The following is a 25,912-nucleotide window of genomic DNA, read 5'->3' on the forward strand; positions in this document are numbered from 1 at the left end:
CTAATGCAGCGTGCGCGGCATGTGCAGCGCGAACTCCGCAACCGGCGCCTCGAAGCGCTCACCATCTTCCGCCACGCAGAAATACTCGCCGCGCATGGTGCCCACGGGCGTCGCGATCACCGCCCAACTGGTGTATTCGAATTGCTCGCCGGGCGGAATGAGCGGCTGATGGCCGACCACGCCCAGCCCTTTCACTTCCTGCACCTTGCCGTCGCTGTCCGTGATGATCCAGTGCCGCGAGATCAATTGCGTCGCCACCTGGCCGGTATTGCGGATCGTCAGCGTATAAGCGAACGCGTACTGCCGGCTGTCGGGGTCCGACTGGTCCAACAGATAGCGCGTCTCGACGGAAACGGTTAGTTCGTACTGGCTCATCGTTCTTCCACTTGTCGCTGCTCGTGACGCATTCTCCTTGATGACGCCAACCATCGCAACAATGCATTGGCCCGTATCGCGTCGGGACAAACCATCGCTTTGGCCGAACCCAAATTTTTCTGACGGTCCTAGGCCGTTCGGCTGAGTCACGCCATCGAAAATGGCGGGGTAAAATCGGCTTTCCATATCAAAGGCTGCTTTCTGGCCGAAAACCCCAGCCGGTACTACGTCCATGACGCAATTTCATATCGCACCCAGCATCCTGTCCGCGGATTTCGCGCGCCTAGGCGAAGAAGTCCGAAACGTCGTCGCAGCGGGCGCCGACTGGATACATTTCGACGTCATGGACAACCATTTCGTGCCGAATCTTTCGATGGGTCCGATGATTTGCGAGGCGGTTCGCCCGCACGTGACTGTGCCCATCGACGTGCACTTGATGGTGACGCCGGTGGACCGCATCGCGCCTGACTTCGCGAAAGCCGGCGCGAATATCATCAGTTTTCATCCGGAAGCGTCGGTTCACGTGGACCGCACGCTCTCGCTGATTCGCGATCACGGTTGCAAGGCGGGGCTCGTGTTCAATCCAGCGACGTCGCTCAACTGGCTCGATCACGTCATGGACAAGGTCGATCTGGTGCTCATCATGTCGGTGAATCCGGGTTTCGGCGGCCAATCGTTCATTCCCGAGGCGCTCAACAAGGTGCGCGAGGCGCGCACGCGCATCGACGCGTACCGTGAACGGACCGGTCGTTCGATCCATCTCGAAGTGGATGGCGGCGTGAAGGTGGAGAACATTCGCGAGATCGCGGAAGCGGGCGCGGACACGTTCGTCGCGGGTTCGGCGATTTTCGGCAAGCACGATTACAAGGCGGTGATCGCCGAGATGCGCGCGGAACTGGCGCAAGCCGAGGCGAACCGATGAGCGACGCCACGACAGCACAACCGTTCGTGAACCGGCCCATCCGCGCGGCGATCATCGATCTCGACGGCACGATGGTCGATACCGTCGAAGACTTCACCGCCGCGCTCAATGGCATGCTTGCGCGCGTGGGCATCGAGCGGCCGGTGACGCGAGAGGAAGTCACGGACTATATCGGCAAGGGTTCGGAGAACCTGATTCGCAGCGTGCTCGCGGTGCGTTTGTCGCCAGCACAAGCCGTCGCTCAGTTCGACGATGCCCTCGCCATCTATCAAAGCGAATACGCGAAGATCAACGGCAAATTCTCGACGCTCTATCCCGAAGTGAAGGAAGGGCTCGCCGCGCTGCGCGAACTCGGCATTCCGCTCGCATGCGTGACGAACAAGCCGCATCGCTTCGCCGTGGAATTGCTCGCGCACTTCGGCATCGCGGATCATTTCAAGGTGATTCTCGGCGGCGATTCGTTGCCCGCGAAGAAGCCCGATCCACTGCCGATGCTCACCGCGTGCGAGCGTCTGGACGTCTTGCCGCGCGAGGCGGTAGCCATCGGCGATTCGGAGAACGATGCACTTGCAGGCCGCGCCGCCGGGCTTGCCACGCTTACCGTGCCCTATGGCTACAATCACGGCAAACCTGTGCAATCGGTGAAATCCGATGGTATAGTTTCCACGCTGCGCACCGCAGCAATCGCGATTGCCGCCACCTTGGCATCGCCCGACACCACACTGACTGAATAAGTCCATCCATGTTTCTCAACAGAAAACGGAGTCTGAGCAGCATCGACCGGGGAGCCTGGCCCTGGCGTCGCTGGTCGCGCTAACCTCGCCCGAGGTTCGCTGAAGCCATCATGCGTGATCCCGCTTCAGCATCCGTTTTTTGTTTCGCTGCGCACATCCGCGCCGTTTTCGTTGATTCGCTGTACTTCGAGGTTCGCTCCCGCGCGCATCGTTCGCCGATGCACGCAAGCCACGTCGAGTCACACTTCCCCGCTTTGCAGAATCGAAGCGGCGGAAGCGCCGTATGCGATCATCACGAAATTCGACCGACCGCAGCGCCCCGCTCTTCCCGATGCCGCGCCTCAACCCATCGCGCGCATTGCCCAAGGAACGCAACATGACCGAACTCGAATTCCAATCGCTGGCGAACGAAGGCTATAACCGCATTCCGCTGATTGCCGAAGCGCTCGCCGACCTCGAAACGCCGCTCTCTCTTTACCTCAAGCTCGCGCAGCCCGAGCGCAATGGCGCGAACTCGTTCCTGCTGGAATCCGTCGTGGGCGGCGAGCGTTTCGGGCGCTACTCGTTCATCGGTCTGCCGGCGCGCACGAGCGTTCGTGTGCAGAACGGCGTGTCGCAGGTCATCACGGATGACAAGGTGATCGAGACGGACGAAGGCGATCCGCTCGCGTTCATCGAGCAATTCCAGAAACGCTTCAAGGTGGCGATGCGTCCGGGCCTGCCGCGTTTCTGCGGCGGTCTTGCCGGTTACTTCGGGTACGACGCGGTGCGCTACATCGAAAAGAAGCTCGCGAACAGCGCGCCGACCGACGATCTCAACCTGCCCGACATTCAATTGCTGCTGACCGAAGAAGTCGCGGTCATCGACAATCTCGCGGGCAAGCTCTATCTGATCGTTTACGCAGACCCGACCAAGGCGGAAGCCTACGCGAAGGCAAAACACCGTCTGCGCGAACTGCGCACGCGTCTGCGCGTGACGGTTCAGCCACCGGTGACTTCCGCAAGCGTGCGCACTGAAACGTACCGCGAGTTCAAGAAAGAGGACTACCTCAACGCCGTGCGCCGCGCGAAGGAATACATCGCGGCGGGCGAACTGATGCAGGTGCAGGTCGGCCAGCGGCTCATCAAGCCGTTCCGCGACAATCCGCTGTCGCTGTATCGCGCGCTGCGTTCGCTGAATCCGTCGCCGTACATGTACTACTACAACTTCGGCGGCGATGTACACGTGGTCGGCGCGTCGCCGGAAATTCTCGTGCGTCAGGAAAAGCGCGCGGAAGATCGCATCGTGACGATTCGTCCGCTGGCCGGCACGCGTCCGCGCGGTAATACGCCCGAGCGCGATGCCGAACTCGCCACCGAATTGCTTAACGATCCGAAGGAAATCGCCGAACACGTCATGCTGATCGACCTCGCGCGCAACGACGTGGGCCGCATCGTGAAGACAGGTTCGGTCGCGGTGACGGATCAGATGATCATCGAAAAATACTCGCATGTTCAGCACATCGTGAGTTCGGTGGAAGGCAAGCTCAAGCCCGACGTGAGCAATTTCGACGTGCTGCGCGCGACGTTCCCGGCGGGCACGCTTTCCGGCGCCCCGAAAGTCCGCGCGATGGAACTGATCGACGAACTGGAGCCGGTCAAGCGCGGTTTGTACGGTGGCGCAGTCGGCTATCTGTCGTTCAGCGGCGAGATGGATCTGGCCATTGCGATCCGCACCGGCCTGATTCACAAGGGCAATCTCTATGTTCAGGCGGCGGCGGGCGTCGTCGCGGATTCGGTGCCGGAATCCGAATGGCAAGAGACGGAGAACAAGGCGCGCGCCGTGTTGCGCGCCGCCGAGCAGGTCCAAGACGGCCTCGACAGCGACTTCTGAGGAGAACGACCATGCTGCTGATGATCGACAACTACGATTCCTTCACCTACAACCTGGTCCAGTACTTCGGCGAACTCGGCGAGGACGTGCGCACCTTCCGCAACGACGAAATCACGCTCGATGAAATCGCGAAGCTCGAACCCGCGCGCATTTGTCTGTCGCCGGGACCGAGCAATCCGCAGCACGCGGGCATCACGCTGGACGTGCTGCGCGAATTCTCCGGCAAGCTGCCGATTCTCGGTGTGTGCCTCGGCCATCAGGCCATCGGCGAAGCGTTCGGCGGGCGCGTGGTCCGCGCGCAGACCATCATGCACGGCAAAGTCAGCGAGATCGAAACCGACTGTCGCGGTGTGTTCTCCGATCTGCCGAAACACTTCAACGTCACTCGCTATCACTCGCTGGCAATCGAACGCGACACGTTGCCGGACTGTCTGGAAGTGTCTGCGTGGACGCCGGACGGTGAAATCATGGGTGTGCGTCACCGTGAACTGGAAGTGGAAGGCGTGCAGTTCCATCCCGAATCGATTCTTTCCGAGCATGGCCATGCGCTGCTGGAAAACTTCGTGAAAAGCACTTCGACGGGCAAACGAGCGTGAACATGACCATCACCGCGCAGGAAGCGCTGCAACGTCTGATCGAGCATCGCGAGATTTTCCACGACGAAATGCTGGACCTCATGCGCACCATCATGCGCGGCGAGATGTCGCCCGTGATGGCCGCCGCGATCATCACCGGGTTGCGCGTGAAGAAGGAAACCATCGGCGAGATCGCCGCTGCGGCAACCGTCATGCGCGAATTCGCCAATCATGTCGAAGTGGCGGACAACTCCAATTTCGTCGATATCGTCGGCACGGGCGGCGACGGCTCGCATACCTTCAACATCTCCACGGCGTCGATGTTCGTATCGGCAGCGGCAGGCGCGAAGGTCGCCAAGCACGGCAATCGCGGCGTGTCGAGCAAGTCGGGCAGCGCGGACGTGCTCGAAGCGCTCGGCGTGAATATCGACCTGAGCCCGGAACAAGTGGCCGCGTCGATTGCCGAAACCGGCATGGGCTTCATGTTCGCGCCGAACCATCATCCGGCGATGAAGAACGTCGCGCCCGTGCGACGCGAACTCGGCGTGCGGACCATCTTCAATATTCTCGGGCCGTTGACGAATCCCGCCGGTGCACCGAATCAGTTGCAGGGCGTGTTTCACGAAGACCTCGTCGGCATTCAGGTCCGCGTGATGCAGCGTCTCGGCGCGAAGCACGTTCTGGTCGTGTACGGCCGCGACGGCATGGACGAAATCTCGCTCGGCGCGGCAACCAAGGTCGGCGAGTTGAAGAACGGCGAAGTCACCGAGTACGAGATTCATCCCGAAGACTTCGGTTTGCAGATGGTGTCGAACCGGACGCTCAAGGTGCAGGACGCGCAGGAATCGAAAGCCATGCTGCTCGGCGCGTTGAACAACAAGGCGGGCGTCGCGCGCGAAATCGTCACGATGAACGCGGGCGCGGCGCTCTACGCGGCGAATGTGGTCGGCTCGATCGCGGAAGGCATGGCCGCCGCGCGCGAGGCAATCGAAAGTGGCGCGGCGCGCGAGAAAGTCGAAGCGCTCGCGCAATTCACGCAGCAGTTCGCAAAGAAATAACGGGACCGGACATGAGTGACATTCTGGATCGCATCATCGCGGTCAAGCGCGAGGAAATTCGCGCAGCGGAGCAAAGCGCGCCGCTCGAAGAACTGAAGCTGGAAGCGAGTACGCGCGATCTGCGTGATTTCGTCGGCGCATTGCGCGCGAAACACGCGGAAGGCAAGGCTGGCGTGATCGCGGAAGTGAAGAAGGCGAGTCCGTCGAAAGGCGTGTTGCGGGAGCATTTCGTGCCTGCTGAAATCGCGGTTTCGTATGAACAAGGCGGTGCGGCGTGTCTGTCCGTGCTGACCGACGTGCAATTCTTCAAGGGCAGCGTCGCGTATCTTCAGGAAGCGCGTGCGGCGTGCAGCCTGCCGGTGCTGCGCAAGGATTTTATCGTCGATCCTTATCAGATCATGGAAGCGCGCGCGATGGGCGCGGATTGCATTCTGCTGATCGCCGCGGCGCTCGAACTTTCGCAGATGCAGGACCTCGAAGCCTATGCGCATTCGCTCGGCCTCGCGGTGCTCGTGGAAGTGCACGACGCCGACGAATTGCGCGACGCGCTCACGCTGAAGACGCCGCTCATCGGCATCAACAACCGCAATTTGCGCACGTTCCAGACGACCATCGATACGACCATCGGCATGCTGGAATCCGTGCCGGACGACCGGATCGTGGTGACGGAATCGGGCATTCTGTCGCGGCACGATGTGGACCGTCTGCGCGCCATGCGCGTACACACGTTCTTGGTGGGCGAAGCGTTCATGCGCGCCGACGATCCCGGCGCGGAACTCGCGCGCATGTTCTTCTGACTTTTAACTTTTCCACTTTTTCGACGAGGCCGTCACTTGGGCATCGAACGGGAACTCAAGCTCGCGCTGTCGCCGTCGCAACATGACGACGTCGCGCGTTTCTTCGACGAACGCACCGGCCCCGGCCGGCCGATCGAACTCGCCAACGTTTATTTCGACACGCCGGATTGCGCGCTGGCGAAGGCCAAGTCCGCGCTGCGGCTGCGTCGCACGCCGGAGCAATGGCTGCAGACGTTCAAGACGCTCGGTGCGTCGAAGGCCGGTTTGAGCGAGCGTCACGAATGGGAAATGCCGGTCGCGGGCGAGGCGCTCGAAATCGACGCCTTGCTCGCCGCCTGCGACGATCAAACCGCGCGCGAAGCGTTGCAAGACGCGGCGCCCGATCTCATCGCCATGTTCAAGACGGATTTCCGGCGCATCGTGTGGGATATCGAGCGTGAAGGTTCGAAGATCGAAGTCGCGCTGGATTACGGCGCGATCACGGCCGATGTCGATGGCGCGACGCGCAGCGAAGACATCAGCGAACTCGAACTCGAACTGAAATCCGGCGATGTGCGCGCGCTGTCCACGCTCGCGGCAGAACTGCGCGGCGCGTTTCCGGGCTGCGATCCGGGTGATCTGAGCAAAGCCGAACGCGGTTATGCGTTGCGCAAGAACAAGCCCGAATGAGTCATCAGCCTTCCCTCTTTGACGAGAAGCAATCGTCAGATTTCACCACGCTCGAAAGCCAGTTCGACGCCCTTCCCGCCGACTGGCGCAAGCATCTGAAGCCGTTCACGGACAGTTCGCGTTATGCCGCGCTTTGTGCATTCGTGGATGGCGAACGCGCCGCTGGCAAGACCGTTTATCCCGCCGATGTCTTTCGCGCGCTGCGTCTCACGCGGCCCGCGGATGTGAAGGTCGTGATTCTCGGTCAGGACCCGTATCACGGTGAAGACAAGGGCGCGCCGCAAGCGCATGGACTCGCGTTTTCGGTGCCCGCGCCAGTCAGGCCGCCGCCGTCGCTGCGGAATATCTTCAAGGAAATTCAGGCGAATCTCGGTTTCGCGCCGCCGTCGCACGGCTGTCTGGATTCGTGGGCCGAGCAAGGCGTGTTGCTGCTGAACACATCGCTGACGGTCGAGCGTGATCGCGCGGGAAGTCACGCCAAACGCGGCTGGGAGCAATGCACGGACACGCTCATCCACGAGATGGCGCAGCGCCACGACGGGCTCGTGTTCATGCTGTGGGGATCGCACGCGCAGGCCAAACGCAGCCTGATCGACGATACGAAGAAAGCGCATTGCGTGCTGGAATCGGCGCATCCGTCGCCGTTGTCGGCGTATCGCGGATTCTTCGGCTCCGGACATTTCGCGCTGGCGAATGCGTATCTGGAGAAGCACGGGCGAACGCCCATCGACTGGCGATTGCCTGAAGCCTGACGTGCACGCAAAAAAGCCCGCATCTGCGGGCTTTTTCTTGTCCGAGAACGCTGCAAAAAACTTACAGCGCCGCGATCGTCTCACGCGCCGATGCCAACGCCGCACCCGCTGCATCCGGGCCCATGTTCAGGCCTTCCGCGTAGATGAAGTTCACATCGGTCATGCCGAGGAAACCGAGGAAGGTCTTGAGGAACGGCGTCTGCGAATCGGCCGGCGTGCCCACATACTTGCCGCCGCGCGCCGAAACCACGTACACCTTCTTGCCCTTGACCAGACCTTCCGGACCGTTCGCGCCGTAACGGAACGTGATTCCCGCACGCGAGATCCAGTCGAAATACGTCTTCAGTTGCGACGAAATGCCGAAGTTGTACATCGGCGCCGCGATCACCACGATATCCGCCGCTTGCAGTTCGTTGATGAGCGTTTCGCTCTGAGCGTGAATGGCCGATTGTTCCGCGTTGCGTTGTTCCGCAGGCGTGAAGAACGCGCCGAGCGTGGCATCGTCGAGATGCGTGAGCTTGTCGGCGAGCAAATCGCGCTTGACCAGCTTCGCGCCGGGATTGCTCTGTAGGAGCTTGGCCGTGACTTCATCGGCCAGCAGCGTGGATTGAGCGCCTTGCGAACGCGCGGCGGAGTTGATTTGAAGAATCGTCGTCATGATGGCTTCCTGTCCTGTTCGGTTTCGGGCGGTATTGCACCCGGCTTAGGAAGCATTCTTCGTTTTTCCACCGACGAGAAAAAGCCGTGCGGTCATGAAGGATCGTTGCATGGGTAGAACAATCCTCCATGAGCGGCGGCGAAGTTCAACCTTTCAGCCAGCGTTCGCGCCATTGCTTCGAAGGACCGCGTCCATCCATGACGCTCAGGTTATAGCGCGATACTTCAGGCGCATCGAGTTTCACCTCCGTGCGACGCAATTCATCGCGACGGAACGAAAACACTTCGACGCGCGCCCCCGGCACATACCGCGACAGCAGATTATCGAGGTTCGATCCGGTGACGCGCAGCCCATCGATGGCGACGAGCACATCGCCCGCCGACAGCCCCGCCTTCTGCGCCGCGCTGCCTTCGTGCACAACGGCGAGCGTGCAATCCGCGCCGCCGCGCACGCGCGCTCCGAGCGATGGCTTGCCCGCCGCGCCATTAGTCGGCCGGTCCGGCGCAAGCGCGATGCCGAAAGGTTCCAGCAACGCGTCGAGCGGCAGATCGCGCGTGCCGCGCACGCCGTCGCGGAACAGCGAACGCAGGTCCGCGCCCGTCGCTTCGGCGAACAGCGGTTCGACATCTTCCTCGCGAATGCCGCGCGGCTTGCCGTGGTAGAAGTCGCGTCCGTAGCGTTGCCAGAGCAGGCGCATCACATCGTCGAGCGACTTGCGGTTGTTGGTTTGCGCGCGGATCGACAGATCGAACGCCAGCGCGACCAGCGAACCTTTCTGGTAATAGCTGACGATGGCGTTCGGCGCGTTTTCATCGGCGCGGTAGTACTTGACCCAGGCATCGAACGAACTTTGCGCGACGGATTGCTTGAGCCGGCCGCTATTTCGAAGCACGCCGCCGATGGTCTTGCCGAGCAAATTGAAGTAATCGCCCGCGCCGATCAGACCGCTGCGCACGAGCATCAGATCGTCGTAATAGGACGTGAAGCCTTCGAACAGCCAGAGCAGCGTCGTGTAATTTTCCTGCGACAAGTCGTACGGCGCGAACGTCGCGGGCTTGATGCGCTTGACGTTCCACGTATGGAAATATTCGTGGCTGCACAGCCCGAGATACGTGCGATAACCGTCCGTGGTTTCCGGCCGGCCGAGCACCGGCAAATCCGAGCGATTGCAGATCAGCGCCGTCGATGCGCGATGCTCCAGCCCGCCGTAACCATCGCTCACGGCAACCGTCATGAAGACATAGCGGTCCATCGGCGCTTTCCTCGTGCGCGGCTCGAACAGCGCAATCTGCGCTTCGCAAATGCGTTTCAAATCCGCTTCCAGCCGATGCATGTCGAGACCGACGACACGCCCCGAAATCACGATATCGTGCTTCACGCCATGCGCGCTGAAACTGCCGAGCGCGAATTCGCCGAGCGTGACGGGATGATCCGCGAGTTCATCGTAATTGACGGCTTCATACGCGCCGAAGCCGTAGCGCTTCGTTCCGCGCGCTTCGCCGAGCGCCGTGGCCACGCGCCAGTTGCGATACGCGCCGCCCGCAGGCGCCTGAATATCGACGATGCACGGCGACGCCGCCTGCCCTTCCACCGCGAGAAACACGCTCGTCGCGTTGAAGAAACCGACCGTGTCGTCCAGATGCGCCGCGCGCACGGACATATCCCACGCATAGACTTCGTAGCGCAGCGTGATCGGGCCATCGACCGGCGCGGCCTGCCACGCGTGCTTGTCGATCTTCTCGATGCCGATCTTCCGTCCCGCCGCGTTGAACGCCTGCAACGTCACGATGTTGCGCGCGAACTCACGGATCATGTAGCTGCCCGGAATCCACACCGGCAGCATGAAGCGCTGACCGGCCGCATCCGGTTCCGCGACCGTGAGCGTGACTTCGAACAGATGCGCGGCGGGATTTTTCGGAACGATGCTGTAACGCACCGGTTGCTCGGATGGAGTCATTCGCGTTGTCCTTTTTCTTGTTGCGGGCGCGCTCGGGCGGCCCTCAGGCCGCGTCACGAAAGACGGGCCGCGTAAAACAGAGAAGGCGCTCATCGCGCCTCCTTGGGTCTTGCCGGAACCGCGCTCAGTGCGCGGTGGACAGTTCCTTTTCCAGACGATCGGCCGGGACCGCGCCCGGCAGACGACGGCCATCGACGAGGAAAACCGTCGGCGTGCCGGTGACGTTCATCGAGTGGCCGAGCTTCAGATTCTTGTCGAGCGCGGTCGTGTCGCAACTGCCGGCGGTGGTCGGCGCCTTGCGGTCGAGCATCCAGCTTTCCCAGGTCAGCGCGCGGTCTTTGGAACACCAGATGGACTTCGACTTGGCCGTCGAATCCGGCGACAACACCGGGTACAGGAACGTGTAGACGGTCACGTTATCGATCGACTTGAGCGTGGTTTCGAGCTGCTTGCAATACGGGCAGTTCGGGTCCGAGAACACCGCGATCTTGCGCGCGCCGTTGCCCTTCACCACTTTCACCGCGTCTTCGAACGGCAGCTTCGCGAAGTCGATCTTGTTGAGTTCGGACAGACGCGCTTCCGTGAGATTCTTGCTGCTGCGCGTGTCCACGAGGTCGCCCATCAGCACGTAATTGCCGGTGGCGTCGCTGTAGAGGATTTGCGAACCGACATTCACTTCGTAGAGACCCGGAATGGGCGTCTTCTCGATGCTCTTGATGGTCGCTTCGCCCATGCGCGATTCGAGCGTCGATTTGAGCTTGTCGGTGGTTTGATCGGCCTGCGCCGAGCAGCCGATGCCGAGCGACACCGCGATGGCGGCAGCCGTGGCAAGAGCAATGCGGGGAATGGTTTTCATACGTGATCCTGTAATCCTGTGAGCCTCTTGGCGACGCACTTACGTCGCGCCGCGCGGTGTTGATGCGATGTTCTTATGTCAGCCGAGCGCCGCCGACACCAGCCAGCGCTTGACGAGCGGTTGCGCGCCGACCAGCGCCATGCCCGCATTGCGGATGCCGCTCGCAAGCGTCCCCGGCACGGCGAACAGCCGTTGCAGACCATCGGTTGCGAACATTAGTTTTTGAATGTCTTCGCGACGCGCGCGTTCGTAGCGGCGCAGCAAAATGGGATCGCCGAGATCGCGGAACGACTCTTTCTTCGCGATGACATCGGCGAGCGCGGCGACATCGCGCAGACCGAGATTCATGCCCTGCCCGGCCAGCGGATGAATCAGATGCGCGGCGTCTCCAACCAACGCCACACGCGGCGCGATCAGCCGATCCACCGTTTGCAGCGCGAGCGGAAAGCCTTGCGCGGGCGTCACGCATTCGAGCGCGCCGAGCGTGTTCTGCGTGGCGAGTTCGACTTGCGCGGCGAGTTGCGCGGGATCGAGCGCGAGCAGTTCGTCGGCGTGCTCCGTGCGCGCCGACCACACGAGCGACACGTGATCGCCCGGCAATGGCAACAGCGCGATGATTTCCGAATCGCGGAACCATTGATACGCGGTTTCGCCGTGCGCTTTCTCCGTTTTGAAGTTCGCGACGACGCCCGTCTGACGATAATCGCGACGATCGACCTTCGCGCCGATCTGCGCGCGGACCCACGAATGCGCGCCATCCGCGCCGACGATCAGATCGGCTTCGAGCGTTTCGCCGCTCGCCAGCGTGATGTGCGCGGCGTCATCCTCGACGGTCATGCCCTGCGCGCGCGTTTCGAACCACGAAAGGCTTGGGGCGAAGCGCAACGCGGCATCGAGCGATTGCTCGATCAACGTCGATTCAACGATCCACGCAAGCTGCGGCACCGATGCCTGAAACGCCGAAAAATGCAGTTCGGCGAAGGAATCGCCGAACACGCGCATGTCGAAGACCGGACCGAGACGCGCGCGATCGAGCGCCTGCCAGACGCGCAAGCGCTCCAGAAGCGTCTGCGAAGACGATGACAGCGCGTAGATGCGGGAATCGAACGATGCGTCTGCGGGCAAAGCAGCCGCCTTTGGCGCGAGCAGCGCCGTGCGCAAACCGGACTGCGCGAGCGCAAGCGCCGCTGTCTTGCCGACCAGCCCGCCGCCGACGACAACTGCCTGAAAGGTCAAGGAATGCGAAGTCATGCACGGATTATAGCCGTGGGGTACGAACGGGTTCGAACGGCCGTGCAGCGGCGGCGAGCGCGCGGGGCGGCGGTACAATAGTGGTTTGTCTGGCCGCTTTCGGCGGTTTTGGCGCCAATGGGCGTGTTTTTCCGCCTTTTTGGCGCGCATCGTTTGACGACACCGGCGCGGCGCAGCGCCGTTTCACCAGTTCGAAGGATTCCATGAGCCTCCAATGCGGCATCGTCGGCTTGCCTAACGTCGGCAAGTCCACTCTTTTCAATGCACTGACGAAGGCGGGCATCGCCGCCGAAAACTATCCGTTCTGCACCATCGAGCCGAATGTCGGCGTGGTCGAAGTGCCGGACGCGCGTTTGCAGGCGCTCGCCGCTATCGTGAAGCCGGAGCGCATTCTTCCGGCCGTCGTCGAGTTCGTCGATATCGCGGGCTTGGTCGCGGGCGCGTCGAAGGGCGAAGGGCTGGGCAATCAGTTCCTCGCGAACATCCGCGAAACCGATGCGATCACGCACGTCGTGCGCTGCTTCGAGGACGAGAACGTGATCCACGTCGCGGGCAAGATCGATCCGCTGGCGGATATCGAAGTCATCAACACCGAACTGGCGCTGGCCGATCTGGCGACGGTTGAAAAAGCGCTCACGCGGTATTCGAAAGCCGCGAAGTCGGGTAATGACAAGGAAGCGGCGAAGCTCGTCGCCGTGCTGGAAAAGGCGCGGGCGCAATTGGATCAGGCGAAGCCTGTTCGCGCGCTGTCGTTCAATGAGGATGAGCAGGCGTTGATCAAGCCCTTCTGCCTGATTACCGCCAAGCCGACCATGTATGTGGCAAACGTCAAGGATGACGGGTTCGAGAACAACCCGTATCTGGACATCGTGCGCAAGCATGCGGATGCGGAGAACGCGCCGGTGGTCGCGGTGTGCGCGGCGATCGAAGCCGAAATCGCCGATCTCGACGATGCGGACAAACTCGATTTTCTCGCCGATATGGGCATGGATGAGCCGGGGCTGAATCGCGTGATTCGCGCGGGGTTCAAGTTGCTTGGGTTACAGACGTACTTCACGGCGGGCGTGAAAGAAGTGCGCGCGTGGACGATTCATATCGGCGATACGGCGCCTCAGGCCGCGGGCGCGATTCACACGGACTTCGAGCGCGGATTCATTCGTGCGCAGACGATTTCGTTCGATGACTATGTGGCGTTTAAAGGTGAGCAAGGCGCGAAGGAAGCCGGGAAGATGCGGGCGGAAGGGAAGGAATATGTGGTGCATGATGGGGATGTGATGAATTTCCTATTCAACGTGTAAGCGTAATTTTTCGTAGATAGCTCTTGCGATTAAAGGCGGAGCCCCTGATAAAGGGGCTCCGCTTTTTTATCGTTCGTTGCTTAGGATTGCTGCCAAAAGACAGCAATCGGACGATTCTGATTCGGAGGACTTGAAGGCATCTGATACCAAACAAAAAGAACCAGAGGCAGGAATGACTACGGAAGCTAAGGCACGCCAGCACATCGACAAAAAGCTTGAAGAGGCTCGTTGGATTATTCAGGACATGATTGCGTTAGATCTTTCAGCGGGCCTCGGCATTGCCGTTCGCGAGGTAGTGACCTACTCCGGACGAGCGGACTACGTGCTCTTCATCGATCGTCAGCCAGCCGGCGTGATTGAAGCGAAGAGAGATGCACACGGAGAGGACCTTAGCGAAGCCGAAGAGCAAACCGAACGATATGCAGTGGCGGGACTCCGATGGCGGAACGTCCACACGCCATTGCGTTTTCTTTTCGAGGCAACAAGCGAGATCATCCGCTTTCGCGATACCAAAGATCCTGCGCCCCGCTCCAGAGAGTTATTCAACTTCTTTCAGCCTTCGCAACTCGCCGATTGGATCGCGCAAGCGGAAACCCTGCGTCGTCATCTTGCCGCGCGCATGCCGGCGCTTGATCCTCGGAATCTGCGTGCCTGTCAGATCGATGCCGTCAACGGTCTGGAACGATCGCTCGCGGCGAATAAGCCCCGCGCGCTCATTCAGCTTGCAACCGGATCGGGCAAGACCTATACGGCAATCACTGCTGCCTATCGATTGCTCAAGTTCGGCAACGCCAAACGAATTCTGTTTCTGGTCGATACGCGTAATCTCGGCAAGCAAGCGCATCAGGAGTTCATGGCCTTTACGCCGCCTGACGATGCGCGCAAGTTCACCGAGCTTTACAACGTCCAGCGGCTCGCGTCGTCAAGCATCGATCCGCATGCGCAGGTTTGCATCAGCACCATTCAGCGCATGTACTCGATCCTCTCGGGCGAGCCGATCGACGACTCAGCGGAAGAAATATCGCTGAACGAACTGCGACAAACATCAAAGCAGCGGAAAGAGATCCGCTATAACCCGGCCGTGCCCATCGAAACGTTCGACTTCATCGTGATCGATGAGTGTCACCGCTCCATCTACAACTTGTGGAAGCAGGTACTCGACTACTTCGATGCGTATCTGATCGGGCTCACGGCGACGCCCGACAACCGCACTTTCGGCTTCTTCAACGAGAACGTCGTCGCTGAATACTCGTATGAGCAGTCAGTGACAGACGGCGTGAACGTCACCTACGACGTCTACGAGATCGAAACGGAGATCACCCGACAAGGTGCGATCGTAAAAGCCAAGGAATGGGTCGATCACCGCGACCGCGCCACAAGAAAAAAGCGTTGGGCAGAAACCGAGGAAGACACCGCGTATTCCGGTAAGCAACTCGACCGCGCAGTGGTGAATAAAAGTCAGATACGCAAGGTCATTCAGGAGATGAAGAACGCCGTCGAGAAAAGGATTTTTCCCGCGCGAAAGGAAACTCCAAAAACGTTGATCTTTGCCAAAACCGATAGTCATGCCGACGACATCATCAAGGTGGTCCGTGACGTCTATGGGCAGGGAAATGCGTTCTGCAAGAAGGTGACTTACCGCGCGGAAGAAGACCCCGAGAGCGTGCTTGCCAGCTTCCGCAATGACTATTTCCCGCGCATTGCGGTGACGGTCGACATGATCGCGACCGGCACCGACGTCAAACCGCTGGAAGTTTTGCTCTTCATGCGCGATGTGCGTTCGAAAGGCTATTACGAGCAGATGAAGGGGCGCGGCGTTCGTAGTCTTGATGCTGAAGGTTTGCAGCGCGTGAGTCAAAGTGCCGATGGGGCAAAGGCGCGCTTTGTGTTGATCGATGCTGTTGGCGTAGAGAAATCGCTCAAGACAGAAAGCAGGCCACTTGAGAAGCTGCCGACCGTTCCTCTGGAAGATCTACTGAAAGCCGTCGCAATCGGCAGCCGTGATAACGACACGGTGCTCTCCCTGGGCAATCGGCTCGTGCGTATGCAGAAGCAACTCGATCCGAAGGCGCAAGCTCGCATCGAGCGTCTGGCGGGAGGCGCGACTGTCGGCGAGTTGGGAAAGACACTCATTCTCGCGCTCGACCCAGACGCGATTGTCTCGGATGCGATTGCCGATGCGCGTTCGCGCGGCATTACGCGATGCGAAGAATCGCTGCTTCCGGAAGAGATCGAAGCGGCGCGCGCAAAGCGCGTCGCGGCAGCGTGCGCGCCATTCGATAAGCCCGCACTGCGTGACGAGATCGAGAACGCCCGGCGTGATCGCGAGCAGATCATCGATCACATCAATCTCGATCAGGTTCTCGTCTCGGCATTCACCGAGGAGACCGACGCGCAGGCCAACGCTTTGATTCAGTCCTTTGCGGATTATCTGGCCTCACATAAGGACGAGATCGCTGCACTCGGCTTTTTCTATGAACAGCCGTATCGCCGGCGTCAGCTCACTTTCGACATGGTCGAGGAGCTGCATGAACACCTTAGCAAGCCGCCGCTGATGCTGACCACCGAGAAGCTGTGGCACGCCTATGCGCGGGTACAGGGCGATCACGTCAAGGGCGCCGATCGCAAGCGGCAGTTGACAGATTTGATATCGCTAGTGCGGTTCGCGCTTGGTTTGGATGACGAGTTACGGCCGTTTTCTGATGAGGTGGATCGGAGATTTAAAGACTGGATTTTTAGGCATAACGCGCAGCGTGCGACTTCGTTTTCGCAAGAGCAAACCGAGTGGCTACGGATGATGAAGGATCACATCGCGAGCTCGTGCAGCATCGCGCGCGAGGATTTTGACTATGCGGAGTTGGCTGGTCGGGGTGGGTTGCAAAGGGCCTGGGGTGTTTTTGATGGGAAGTTGGATATGTTGATGAATGAAATGAATGAGGAGTTGGTGGCGTGAATTTACTTCCCGTAGGCTGGAGCGCGGTGACAATATCGGAAACCGGAGCTTACTTAAACGGCTTCCCGTTCAAGCCACAGCATCGCGATACTTGCGGAACTCCGATCATCCGCATTCAAAACCTTACTGATCCGACAAGACCGCTGAACAAAACAACTCTCTCGGTTCCCGAAACCTATTGCGTGAGTAAAGGAACCCTATTGGTGAGCTGGTCTGCAACGCTTGACGTGTTCATATGGCGAGGCGAAAGCGCATTTGTTAATCAGCACATCTTCAAGGTGGTCGAAGACGAAAATCTCATAGACAAGAGGCTACTGTTTCATTGGCTTAAGCTGGGTTTACAGGAGCTACAAAAATCCGAGCATGTGCATGGAAGCACAATGAAACACATAAACAGAGGGCCGTTTTTGGCGCATGTTACTCGGATACCGCCTCGTGCCGAGCAAGCCCGCATCGTCGAGAAACTTGAAGAGCTGCTGTCCGATCTCGACGCGGGCGTAGCCGAGCTCAAGGCTGCGCAAAAGAAGCTCGCGCTTTATCGACGATCTCTTCTGAAAGCCGCCGTGGATGGCTCGCTCACGGCCGAATGGCGCAAACAGAATGCGCCGACTGAAACCGGTGCTCAATTGCTGGAGCGCATTTTGGCGGAACGCCGCGCCCTTTGGGAAGCGAAAGAGCTCGTAAAGTTCAGTGAGCTGGGCAAAGAGGCACCTCCGGGATGGAAGTCCTCCTATATCGAGCCAGTTCCACTCGATACACACGACCTACCCGCTCTACCGCGTGGTTGGATATGGGCGTCGATGGACCATTTACTGTCCGAAATTCAAACAGGGAAAAGCTTCAAGTGTGAGGAACGCCCGCCTCATACATCTGAAGAAGTCGGCGTCGTCAAAGTCAGTGCTGTGACTTGGGGTGACTACGACGAAATTGAAAGTAAAACCTGCCAAGACTTATCGATGGTGCGCCCGGAACTTTTCATCCAGCCTGGAGACTTTCTGTTTTCACGAGCAAACACCGTTGAACTCGTCGGAGCTTGTGTGATTGCCAAAAAAGTGACTAAGCAGATCATGCTAAGCGACAAAATTTTGCGGCTCGCTTTTGCCTCGGATCAATTGAAAGACTGGGTTCTCGCCCTTCTTCGCAGCAGCTTTGGGCGTCGCTACATCGAGACGCTTTCATCGGGTAACCAAGAGTCCATGCGAAATATCAGTCAAAGGTGTCTTCGACAAATCCCGGTACCGTTGCCGCCAATTTTAGAATTCGAGCGAGCGTTAAAGGCCCTTGAAATAAAGACTGACGAGACCAACAGGCAAGAGTCTGCTATTGAACTGGCGCTAGCGCGTCTGCGGTCGCAACGCCAAAACATCCTCCGGGCGGCGTTCTCAGGACAACTCGTTCCGCAAGACCCGAACGACGAGCCCGCGAGCGTCCTGCTCGAACGCATTCGAAGTGAACGCGCCGCCGCGTCACCCGTGAAGAAACCGGCGAAGCCAGCCCGCGCGCGCAAAGCACCGGCGACTGCATAACCGCTCTCAAACAACAAGCAAGACCGAGCCAGGCGCGTTCAAACGCATGTGCTCGACAGTCATCGACGTGAACATTAGAAACAATGAACAGCTCTACCCTGATTCAAAAAGTCTGGAACTTCTGCAACACCCTTCGCGATGATGGCGTCGGCTACGGCGACTACCTCGAACAACTCACTTACCTGCTTTTCCTGAAGCTGGCACACGAATACGCACAGCCCCCGTACAGCCGAGACACTCACATTCCCAAGGCCTACGACTGGACATCACTTCGCAAGAAAACCGGCGCGCCGCTGGAACTGCATTACCTTGAAGCATTGCAGGCACTCGGCAAAAAGCCCGGCATGCTGGGCGCGATATTCTTCAAGGCTCAAAACAGAATTCAGGATCCGGCGAAACTCGCCCGCCTCGTCCAGATGATCGACGCGGAAAATTGGATCGGTCTGGACATCGACACAAAAGGCGACCTCTACGAAGGTCTCTTGCAGAAGAACGCCGAAGACACCAAAAGCGGCGCAGGGCAGTACTTCACTCCGCGCGCCATCATTAAGGCTATGGTGGCATGTGTGCGCCCAGAACCCATGAAAACCATAGCGGATCCGAGTTGCGGCACGGGCGGATTTTTTTTAGGCGCGTACGACTGGCTCACACGCAAAGACGGCAAGCTCAACAAGAAACAGAAGGAATTCCTGCGCGACAGCACGTTCTTCGGCAACGAAATCGTCCCGAACACGCGACGCCTTTGCCTCATGAACCTGTTCCTGCACAACATCGGCGAACTCGATGGCAACCCGTCCGTCGATCGGTCCGATGCGCTTATCGCCGAACCCACGCAGAAGGTCGACTACGTGCTGGCCAACCCGCCCTTCGGCAAGAAGAGCAGCATGACCATCACGAACGAGGAAGGCGAAGAAGACCGCGACGCACTCACCTACGAGCGGCAAGACTTCTGGGAAACGACATCCAACAAGCAGCTGAACTTTCTGCAACACATCGTCAGCATGCTCAAGGTCACGGGCAAAGCGGCAGTCGTGCTTCCCGACAACGTATTGTTCGAAGGCGGCGCCGGCGAGAAGATCCGGCGCAAGCTGCTCGAGACGTGCGATGTACACACCATCCTCCGCTTGCCCACCGGCATCTTCTACGCACAGGGCGTAAAGGCAAACGTTGTCTTTTTCGATAACGCGCCAAAGGACGGACGCAAACATACCAAGGGCATCTGGTTCTACGACCTGCGTACCAACATGCACTTCACATTGAAGACGCGTCAGATCAAACTCGACGATCTTCAGGACTTCATCAATTGCTACAACCCTGAAAACCGCCACAAGCGCCAGGAATCCGAGCGGTTCAAATACTTCAGTTACGAAGACTTGATCGCGCGCGATAAGGCGAGTCTCGATGTGTTCTGGCTCAAGGACGAAAGCCTCGACAATCTCGACGAGCTTCCGCCGCCCGACGTATTGCAACAGGAGATCATCGAGCATCTCGAAGCGGCACTGTCAGCCTTCAGAGATGTCGCGGCTGCGCTGCCCAAGTCGAATTCCGCAACGAATTTGTTGGAAGCAGCGTAGCGAGACCCTTCGCTTACTTTTTGACCGAGTGAGGTGGGACACGCGATCGTCGCCATCTCACTCGAAGAATCTGCGCTCATCGCGCGGCCATTGCAAACAGCGACCGCATGCTCACTCCGTTTTGTACGTCCAAATGGCGAACGCTTTCCATCGCGGGATTTTTCATGGCAGCCATCGCCGTGATGCCAAGCGCCCACGCCTATCACTACCACCGCTACCACTACCAACCCCAACAACCCGACGAATCCGATCTCGACCGTCACGGCCACTACCTCAACCACGACGGCAACATCATCCACTCCCCCGCGCACTCGCGCTCCGGCCACGTCCCGCAAGGCGCGACCGCACAATGCCGCGACGGCTCCTACAGCTTCAGCCAGCACCACAGCGGCACGTGCTCCCGCCACGGCGGCGTCTCGCACTGGGAATAAGTAATGAGCGATGAGCGGCCCGATAACCCGCCGAAACCGCCCGAAGTACAATACCCTCTGCCCCACGCCGCGCCCATGCGCGACCTCGGGAACGCGCCCCGCCGCGCGTCAGCGAACATCTCCGAATACTGCGCAAGAAACGCGCGCCGCGGTATTCCATCTTCACCTCTCATCACAGCACACTCGACATGGCCCAATACGTCTTCACCATGAACCGCGTCGGCAAGATCGTTCCGCCGAAGCGTCAGATCCTGAAAGACATCTCCCTTTCGTTCTTTCCCGGCGCGAAGATCGGTCTGCTCGGGCTGAACGGGTCGGGCAAGTCCACGCTCATCAGAATCATGGCCGGCGTCGATAAGGATATCGAAGGCGATGCCACGCCCATGCCGAATCTCAACATCGGCTATTTGCCGCAGGAGCCGCAACTCGATCCGCAGCAAACGGTGCGTCAGGCCGTCGAAGATGGTCTCGGCGATGTCTTTCAGGCACAGAAGAAACTCGACGAAATCTACGCCGCCTACGCCGAACCCGACGCCGACTTCGACAAGCTCGCCGCCGAACAGGCGAAGTACGAAGCCATCCTCGCAACAAGCGATGGCGGCAGCCCCGAGCAACAACTCGAAGTCGCCGCCGATGCGCTGCGCCTGCCCGCGTGGGACGCGAAAATCGAACACCTTTCCGGCGGTGAAAAACGCCGCGTCGCGCTGTGCAAGCTCTTGCTGCAAAAGCCCGACATGCTGCTGCTCGACGAACCGACCAACCACCTCGACGCCGAATCCGTCGATTGGCTCGAACAGTTCCTCACGCGTTATCCGGGCACGGTCGTCGCGGTGACGCACGATCGCTACTTCCTCGATAACGCCGCCGAGTGGATTCTCGAACTGGACCGCGGTCACGGCATTCCGTGGAAGGGCAATTATTCGAGTTGGCTCGATCAGAAGGAAGACCGGCTCAAGCAAGAAGAAGCGAGCGAATCCGCGCGTCAGAAGGCCATCAAGAAAGAACTGGAATGGGTGCGCCAGAACCCGAAGGGACGTCAGGCGAAATCGAAGGCGCGTATCGCACGCTTCGAGGAACTCAACAGTCAGGAATATCAGAAGCGCAACGAAACGCAGGAAATCTTCATTCCCGTGGGCGACCGGCTGGGCAATGAAGTCATCGAGTTCAAGAACGTCAGCAAGGCATATGGCGACCGGCTGCTGATCGACAATCTCAGCATGAAGATTCCGGCGGGCGCGATTGTCGGCATCATCGGGCCGAACGGGGCGGGCAAATCGACGCTGTTCCGCATGCTCACGGGCAAGGAACAGCCGGATTCGGGCGAGATCGTGCAAGGTCCGACGGTCAAGCTCGCGTATGTCGATCAGAGCCGTGATGCGCTCGCTGCCGACAAAACCGTCTTCGAAGAAATCTCCGGTGGCGCGGATGTGCTGACCGTCGGCAAGTATGAAACGCCGTCGCGTGCGTATATCGGCCGCTTCAACTTCAAGGGCAGCGATCAGCAAAAGAATGTCGGCAATCTGTCGGGCGGCGAGCGCGGACGTCTGCATCTGGCGAAGACGCTCATCGCGGGCGGCAATGTGTTGCTGCTGGACGAACCGTCGAACGATCTCGACGTGGAAACGCTGCGCGCGCTGGAAGACGCGCTGCTGGAATTCGCCGGCTCGGTCATGGTGATCTCGCACGATCGCTGGTTCCTGGATCGTATCGCCACGCATATCCTCGCGTTCGAAGGCGATTCGCATGTCGAATTCTTCGATGGCAATTATCAGGAATATGAAGCCGACAAGCGCCGCCGTCTCGGCGATGAAGCCGCGAAGCCGAAGCGTCTGCGTTACAAGCCGATCACGCGTTAAAACGCACAACGCCTCGACGATCGAAGGAAATGTGCGGGCGCGCGCACCGACACGCGGCGTGAAAGCGCCGACCGTGTGCAATCGGCCGACGCGTCGCTCGCGGCGCGTCATATAAAACGGCAAGCCGACAATTACGGGGGACTGGTCAAATGGCGGAATCGGGCGCGCAGCGGGCAGCGCTGTGGGCTGCGGGCATCGCGGTGGCGCTGGTCGTCGTGGCGGCGGGCGGATGGCTGTTCGTCGTGCATCAGATGAAGGAGCGTATTGTCGAGGCGCTCGGGCCGAACGGTTCGGTCGAGGACATCGATGTCAGCATCGGCCACGTGACGCTCTCGCGCGTGCGGCTGCGCGGTCCGCAAGGCTGGCCCGCCAGCGATGCGTTGCGCGCCGAGCGCGTGGTGATCGACATCGACATGCATTCGCTGCTTTCGAAGCCGCTGCATCTGCGCAGCGTAAGCGTGGATAACTACTATCTCGCGATCGTGCGCGCCGCCGATGGTCATCTGCGCATTCTTCCCGGTCTCAAGGAAACGGCCAGCACCGCGGACGCCGTGCCGAACGACAAAGAGCCGAATCATGCTGTGGAAGAAAAGCTGATCGACCGCGTTACCTTCGAACGCGGCTCGATGGAGTTTTTCGATGAATCCGTGCAGAAGCCGCCCTATCGCGTGCTGATCGGCGATGCGCGCGCGACCATCGATCATTTGCATCTTCCCGCGCTCGACGGCCGCACCGATCTGTCGATGACCGGCTCGATCAAAGGCCCGTCGCATACGGGCGCGGTGAGTTGGGGCGGCTGGATGGTCATCGCCACGAAAGATTCGCAGACGCGCGCGGTCCTGCGCAGCGTCGATGTGCAAACGCTCGATCCTTACCTGCTCAAGAAAGCCGGCGCGAAGGCGGCGGTAACGGGCGGCACCATCGACATGAACGTGGATGCCGCCGTGAAAGATCAACACATTCACGCGCCCGGTTCGGTCACGTTGAATCACTTGCAGATCAGCGACAGCGGCAATGGCGTCGATACGTTTCTGTCGATTCCGACCAAGGTGGCGATTGCCGCGCTCAAGGATCGCAAGGATCAGATCAAGCTGGATTTCGTGCTGGATGGCGACTTGCGCGATCCGAAGTTCTCGCTCTCGGAATCGATGTCGAAGAAGCTCGCGGCAGGATTCGCGAAGGCGCTCGGCGTGAGCGCGGAAGGCGTCGCGAAGGGCGCGGGCGATACGGTGCGGGGAATCGGCAACGCGCTGAAGAATCTGCTGTCGCAGTAGCGCGTCGCCGTCGTTCTTTTAGAGCTTCACGCCGAGTTCGCGCAGCTTGGTTTCGGTTTCCATCGCGCCGACATAATGCACGCCGTGCCAGCCGAGTTTCGTCGCGGCCTGCGCGTTCTTCACGTTGTCGTCGATGAACACGAGTTCCGAAGGCTGAATCTCCGGCAGATGCTTTTTGATCTCGACGAGCATCAGTTCGAAGATATGCGGATCGGGCTTCACCACGCCCACGCGGCCCGACACGATTACTTCGCGAAACTGCCGCAGCACGTCGAAGCGCTCCCATGCGTACGGGAACGTTTCAGCCGACCAGTTCGTCAGGCCGAACAGCGGCATGCCCACGTCTTTCAGCCGATCGACCAGCGCGACGCCCTCTTCCAGCACGCCCGACACCATCTCCGGCCAGCGCGCATAAAACGCCTGAATCAGCGCCTCGTGCTCGGGATACAGCGCGAGCAGTTCGGCGGTGCCGTCCTCGATCGTCTGCCCGCCGTCCTGCTGCACGACCCAATCCATCTTGCAAACATTGTCGAGAAACCAGCGGCGCTCCGCTTCGTCCGGAATGAGTTGCCGGTAGAGATATTCGCGGTCCCAGTCGATCAGAACGCCGCCGAAGTCGAAAACGACTGCTTTGATGGTCATCGTGTGCTGCTCCCCGTTTGAAATCGAATCAGATTGCCTGGGTCCGCGCGTCCAGCCACGCGCGCGCCGCGCCATCGACATGCGGCGACACGCGCGCGCGCACCGTCTCGTGATACGCGTTGAGCCATGCGCGTTCGTCTTGCCGCAACAGCGTCAGGTCGATGCAGCGCGTATCGATCGGACATAGCGTGAGCGTTTCGAACGAGAGGAAATCGCCGAATTCGGTCGTGCCCGCCGCCTGATTCATCATCAGATTTTCGATGCGGATGCCCCACTTGCCCGGCCGGTAAATGCCCGGTTCGATGGAGGTAATCATGCCTTCTTCCATCGCCGTCCACGGCTCGGCGGGCGCGTAGTGCGAGATGACCTGCGGACCTTCGTGCACGTTCAGGAAATAGCCGACGCCGTGGCCCGTGCCATGACCGTAGTCCGCGCCCGCTTCCCAGATCGGGGCGCGCGCGATGGAATCGAGCATCGGCGAGCGGATGCCGCGCGGAAAGCGTGCGCGGGAGAGCGCCATCGTGCCTTTCAGGACGACGGTGAAATCGCGCTTGTGTTCGGCCGTGATCTCGCCGACCGGCACCACGCGCGTGATGTCCGTCGTGCCGCTCAGATACTGACCGCCCGAATCGATCAGCAACAAACCGTTGCCTTCGATCACCGAATGCGACGCATCGGTTGCACGGTAATGCGGCATCGCGCCGTTCGCGTTGAATCCGGCGATGGTGCCGAAACTCAGCGTGACGAAGCCCGGCCGACGCGCGCGCGCCGCCGTCAGTTTCTCGTCGATGGTGAGTTCGGTGATGCGCTCGCGGCCCAGCGCGCCTTCGAACCACGCGAAGAATTCGGCGAGCGCGGCGCCGTCTTGCTCCATCGTCGCGCGGATGTGTTCCGCTTCCGCCGGCGTCTTGCGCGACTTGGCAAACGTCGATGGATTCACCGCTTCGGTTTTCTTGACCGTCGCCGGGACTTGTTCGAGCAGACCGTGCGTGATGCGGCGCGGGTCGATCAAAAGCGTCGCGTCGGCGGGAAGCGCGGCGAGCGCGCGCGGTGCATCGGCGTAAGGCGCGACACGCACGCCATCTTTCGCCAGCGATGCCTTGAGCGCGTCCGGCACTTTGCCGTCGCCGACGAAGATCGTGGCATCGTCCAGACCGATCAGCGCGTGCGCGACAAACACCGGGTTGTAGCTGACATCGCCGCCGCGCAGATTGAAGATCCACGCGAGATCGTCGAGTGTCGAGACGAAGTGCCATTGCGCGTTTTTCTCGCGCATGGCTTCGCGGACTTGCGCGAGTTTGTCGGTGCGCGCCACGCTCGCGTGCGGCGCGGCGTGTTCGTAGACGGGCGCATCCGGCAAGGCGGGACGCTCGGGCCAGATCGCATCCAGCAAATCGATGTCCGTTCGCAGCACGATGCCGCGCGCGCTCAATGCATCCGACAAGCCGCGCGCCGCCGCGACGCCAAGCACCGCGCCATCCACTGCGACCACCGCGCCCTGCGGCACGTGCTCCGCCAGCCAGTCCACATGCGGCGCGGTTTGCTGGCCGCCCATCATCTTCATGAGTTGCACGCCGGTGCCCGCGAGTTGCGCTTCGGCCTGCGTCCAGTAACGGCTGTCCACCCAGACGCCCGCGAAATCCGCCGTGACGACGAGCGTGCCCACGGAGCCTGTGAAGCCTGACAGCCATTGACGGCCCTGCCAGCGCCCCGGCAAATATTCGGACAGGTGCGGATCGGCGGAAGGAATCAGCACGGCGGCAAGCTGGTCGCGTGCCATCTGGCCGCGCAGTGCGTCGATGCGCCGGGAAAAAGTAGCGGAATCGGGTAGAGCGATGCGATCGTTCATGAATTCACCTGCAAAAGTGCCTGATTACGCGA

Annotated in this window: 22 protein-coding genes; 15 read left to right on the forward strand and 7 right to left on the reverse strand. The window is 60.2% G+C overall.

The features are described 5' to 3' along the window. Positions 1 to 375, reverse strand: coding sequence for a Co2+/Mg2+ efflux protein ApaG (gene apaG, locus ACZCWR_RS00665; protein WP_487301838.1), 375 nt, complete (start codon positions 373 to 375; stop codon positions 1 to 3). A gap of 232 nt (positions 376 to 607) precedes the next feature. On the opposite strand from apaG, the gene rpe reads away from it, so the two are divergent. From rpe to ACZCWR_RS00705, 8 genes are all read left to right on the forward strand, one after another. After that, on the forward strand, positions 608 to 1,297 hold the full coding sequence (gene rpe, locus ACZCWR_RS00670; RefSeq protein WP_487301839.1) for a ribulose-phosphate 3-epimerase: 690 nt from the start codon (positions 608 to 610) through the stop codon (positions 1,295 to 1,297). Next, positions 1,294 to 2,031 carry a phosphoglycolate phosphatase gene (locus tag ACZCWR_RS00675; RefSeq protein ID WP_487301840.1) on the forward strand — a complete coding sequence of 246 codons (738 nt, stop codon included), beginning with the start codon at positions 1,294 to 1,296 and terminating at the stop codon, positions 2,029 to 2,031. The genes rpe and ACZCWR_RS00675 overlap by 4 nt, the downstream gene beginning before the upstream one ends. A gap of 376 nt (positions 2,032 to 2,407) precedes the next feature. Then, positions 2,408 to 3,904: an anthranilate synthase component I gene (trpE, locus tag ACZCWR_RS00680; RefSeq protein ID WP_487301841.1), complete on the forward strand. Its 1,497-nt coding sequence runs from the start codon at positions 2,408 to 2,410 to the stop codon at positions 3,902 to 3,904. 11 nt (positions 3,905 to 3,915) lie between these two features. After that, positions 3,916 to 4,500, forward strand: coding sequence for an aminodeoxychorismate/anthranilate synthase component II (locus ACZCWR_RS00685; protein ID WP_487301842.1), 585 nt, complete (start codon positions 3,916 to 3,918; stop codon positions 4,498 to 4,500). 2 nt (positions 4,501 to 4,502) lie between these two features. Then, positions 4,503 to 5,537: an anthranilate phosphoribosyltransferase gene (trpD, locus tag ACZCWR_RS00690; protein WP_487301843.1), complete on the forward strand. Its 1,035-nt coding sequence runs from the start codon at positions 4,503 to 4,505 to the stop codon at positions 5,535 to 5,537. Between the two features lie 11 nt (positions 5,538 to 5,548). Further along, positions 5,549 to 6,334, forward strand: a complete 786-nt coding sequence (gene trpC / locus ACZCWR_RS00695; protein ID WP_487301844.1) for an indole-3-glycerol phosphate synthase TrpC — start codon at positions 5,549 to 5,551, stop codon at positions 6,332 to 6,334. 36 nt (positions 6,335 to 6,370) lie between these two features. Beyond that, positions 6,371 to 7,003, forward strand: a complete 633-nt coding sequence (locus tag ACZCWR_RS00700) for a CYTH domain-containing protein (RefSeq protein WP_487301845.1) — start codon at positions 6,371 to 6,373, stop codon at positions 7,001 to 7,003. Continuing rightward, positions 7,000 to 7,755 carry a uracil-DNA glycosylase gene (locus ACZCWR_RS00705; RefSeq protein WP_487301846.1) on the forward strand — a complete coding sequence of 252 codons (756 nt, stop codon included), beginning with the start codon at positions 7,000 to 7,002 and terminating at the stop codon, positions 7,753 to 7,755. Before ACZCWR_RS00700 ends, ACZCWR_RS00705 begins: the two co-directional genes overlap by 4 nt. A 61-nt stretch (positions 7,756 to 7,816) precedes the next feature. On the opposite strand, the gene ACZCWR_RS00710 is transcribed toward ACZCWR_RS00705, so the two are convergent. The 4 genes from ACZCWR_RS00710 to ACZCWR_RS00725 form a co-directional block, all read right to left on the reverse strand. Then, positions 7,817 to 8,413, reverse strand: coding sequence for an FMN-dependent NADH-azoreductase (locus ACZCWR_RS00710; RefSeq protein ID WP_487301847.1), 597 nt, complete (start codon positions 8,411 to 8,413; stop codon positions 7,817 to 7,819). A gap of 145 nt (positions 8,414 to 8,558) precedes the next feature. Next, positions 8,559 to 10,370: a M61 family metallopeptidase gene (locus tag ACZCWR_RS00715; RefSeq protein ID WP_487301848.1), complete on the reverse strand. Its 1,812-nt coding sequence runs from the start codon at positions 10,368 to 10,370 to the stop codon at positions 8,559 to 8,561. A gap of 124 nt (positions 10,371 to 10,494) precedes the next feature. Continuing rightward, positions 10,495 to 11,226, reverse strand: coding sequence for a DsbC family protein (locus ACZCWR_RS00720; RefSeq protein ID WP_487301849.1), 732 nt, complete (start codon positions 11,224 to 11,226; stop codon positions 10,495 to 10,497). Between the two features lie 78 nt (positions 11,227 to 11,304). Next, on the reverse strand, positions 11,305 to 12,477 hold the full coding sequence (locus ACZCWR_RS00725) for a UbiH/UbiF family hydroxylase (protein WP_487301850.1): 1,173 nt from the start codon (positions 12,475 to 12,477) through the stop codon (positions 11,305 to 11,307). A 203-nt stretch (positions 12,478 to 12,680) separates the two neighbouring features. Here ACZCWR_RS00725 and ychF point away from each other — a divergent pair, with 203 nt between their 5' ends. From ychF to ACZCWR_RS00760, 7 genes are all read left to right on the forward strand, one after another. Beyond that, on the forward strand, positions 12,681 to 13,775 hold the full coding sequence (gene ychF / locus ACZCWR_RS00730; protein ID WP_487301851.1) for a redox-regulated ATPase YchF: 1,095 nt from the start codon (positions 12,681 to 12,683) through the stop codon (positions 13,773 to 13,775). Positions 13,776 to 13,905: 130 nt separating this feature from the next. Further along, positions 13,906 to 16,728, forward strand: coding sequence for a type I restriction endonuclease subunit R (locus ACZCWR_RS00735; RefSeq protein WP_487301852.1), 2,823 nt, complete (start codon positions 13,906 to 13,908; stop codon positions 16,726 to 16,728). After that, positions 16,725 to 18,254, forward strand: coding sequence for a restriction endonuclease subunit S (locus ACZCWR_RS00740; protein WP_487301853.1), 1,530 nt, complete (start codon positions 16,725 to 16,727; stop codon positions 18,252 to 18,254). The genes ACZCWR_RS00735 and ACZCWR_RS00740 overlap by 4 nt, the downstream gene beginning before the upstream one ends. Before the next feature lie 83 nt (positions 18,255 to 18,337). Beyond that, the gene (locus ACZCWR_RS00745; RefSeq protein WP_487301854.1) at positions 18,338 to 19,828 is read left to right on the forward strand and encodes a class I SAM-dependent DNA methyltransferase; all 1,491 of its coding nucleotides are present in this window, start codon (positions 18,338 to 18,340) and stop codon (positions 19,826 to 19,828) included. 164 nt (positions 19,829 to 19,992) lie between these two features. Next, positions 19,993 to 20,259 (forward strand): DUF3761 domain-containing protein, encoded by a 267-nt coding sequence (locus ACZCWR_RS00750; protein ID WP_487301855.1) that lies wholly within the window; start codon positions 19,993 to 19,995, stop codon positions 20,257 to 20,259. 188 nt (positions 20,260 to 20,447) lie between these two features. Continuing rightward, positions 20,448 to 22,115 (forward strand): energy-dependent translational throttle protein EttA, encoded by a 1,668-nt coding sequence (gene ettA, locus ACZCWR_RS00755; protein WP_487301856.1) that lies wholly within the window; start codon positions 20,448 to 20,450, stop codon positions 22,113 to 22,115. Between the two features lie 149 nt (positions 22,116 to 22,264). After that, positions 22,265 to 23,389 carry a DUF748 domain-containing protein gene (locus tag ACZCWR_RS00760; RefSeq protein ID WP_487301857.1) on the forward strand — a complete coding sequence of 375 codons (1,125 nt, stop codon included), beginning with the start codon at positions 22,265 to 22,267 and terminating at the stop codon, positions 23,387 to 23,389. Between the two features lie 18 nt (positions 23,390 to 23,407). On the opposite strand, the gene ACZCWR_RS00765 is transcribed toward ACZCWR_RS00760, so the two are convergent. Both ACZCWR_RS00765 and ACZCWR_RS00770 read right to left on the reverse strand, forming a co-directional pair. Further along, the gene (locus ACZCWR_RS00765) at positions 23,408 to 24,031 is read right to left on the reverse strand and encodes an HAD family hydrolase (RefSeq protein ID WP_487301858.1); all 624 of its coding nucleotides are present in this window, start codon (positions 24,029 to 24,031) and stop codon (positions 23,408 to 23,410) included. Between the two features lie 28 nt (positions 24,032 to 24,059). Next, positions 24,060 to 25,880: an aminopeptidase P family protein gene (locus tag ACZCWR_RS00770; protein WP_487301859.1), complete on the reverse strand. Its 1,821-nt coding sequence runs from the start codon at positions 25,878 to 25,880 to the stop codon at positions 24,060 to 24,062. Positions 25,881 to 25,912 lie beyond the last annotated feature (32 nt).

The sequence above is a fragment of the Caballeronia sp. A2-2 genome (genome assembly GCF_057612605.2).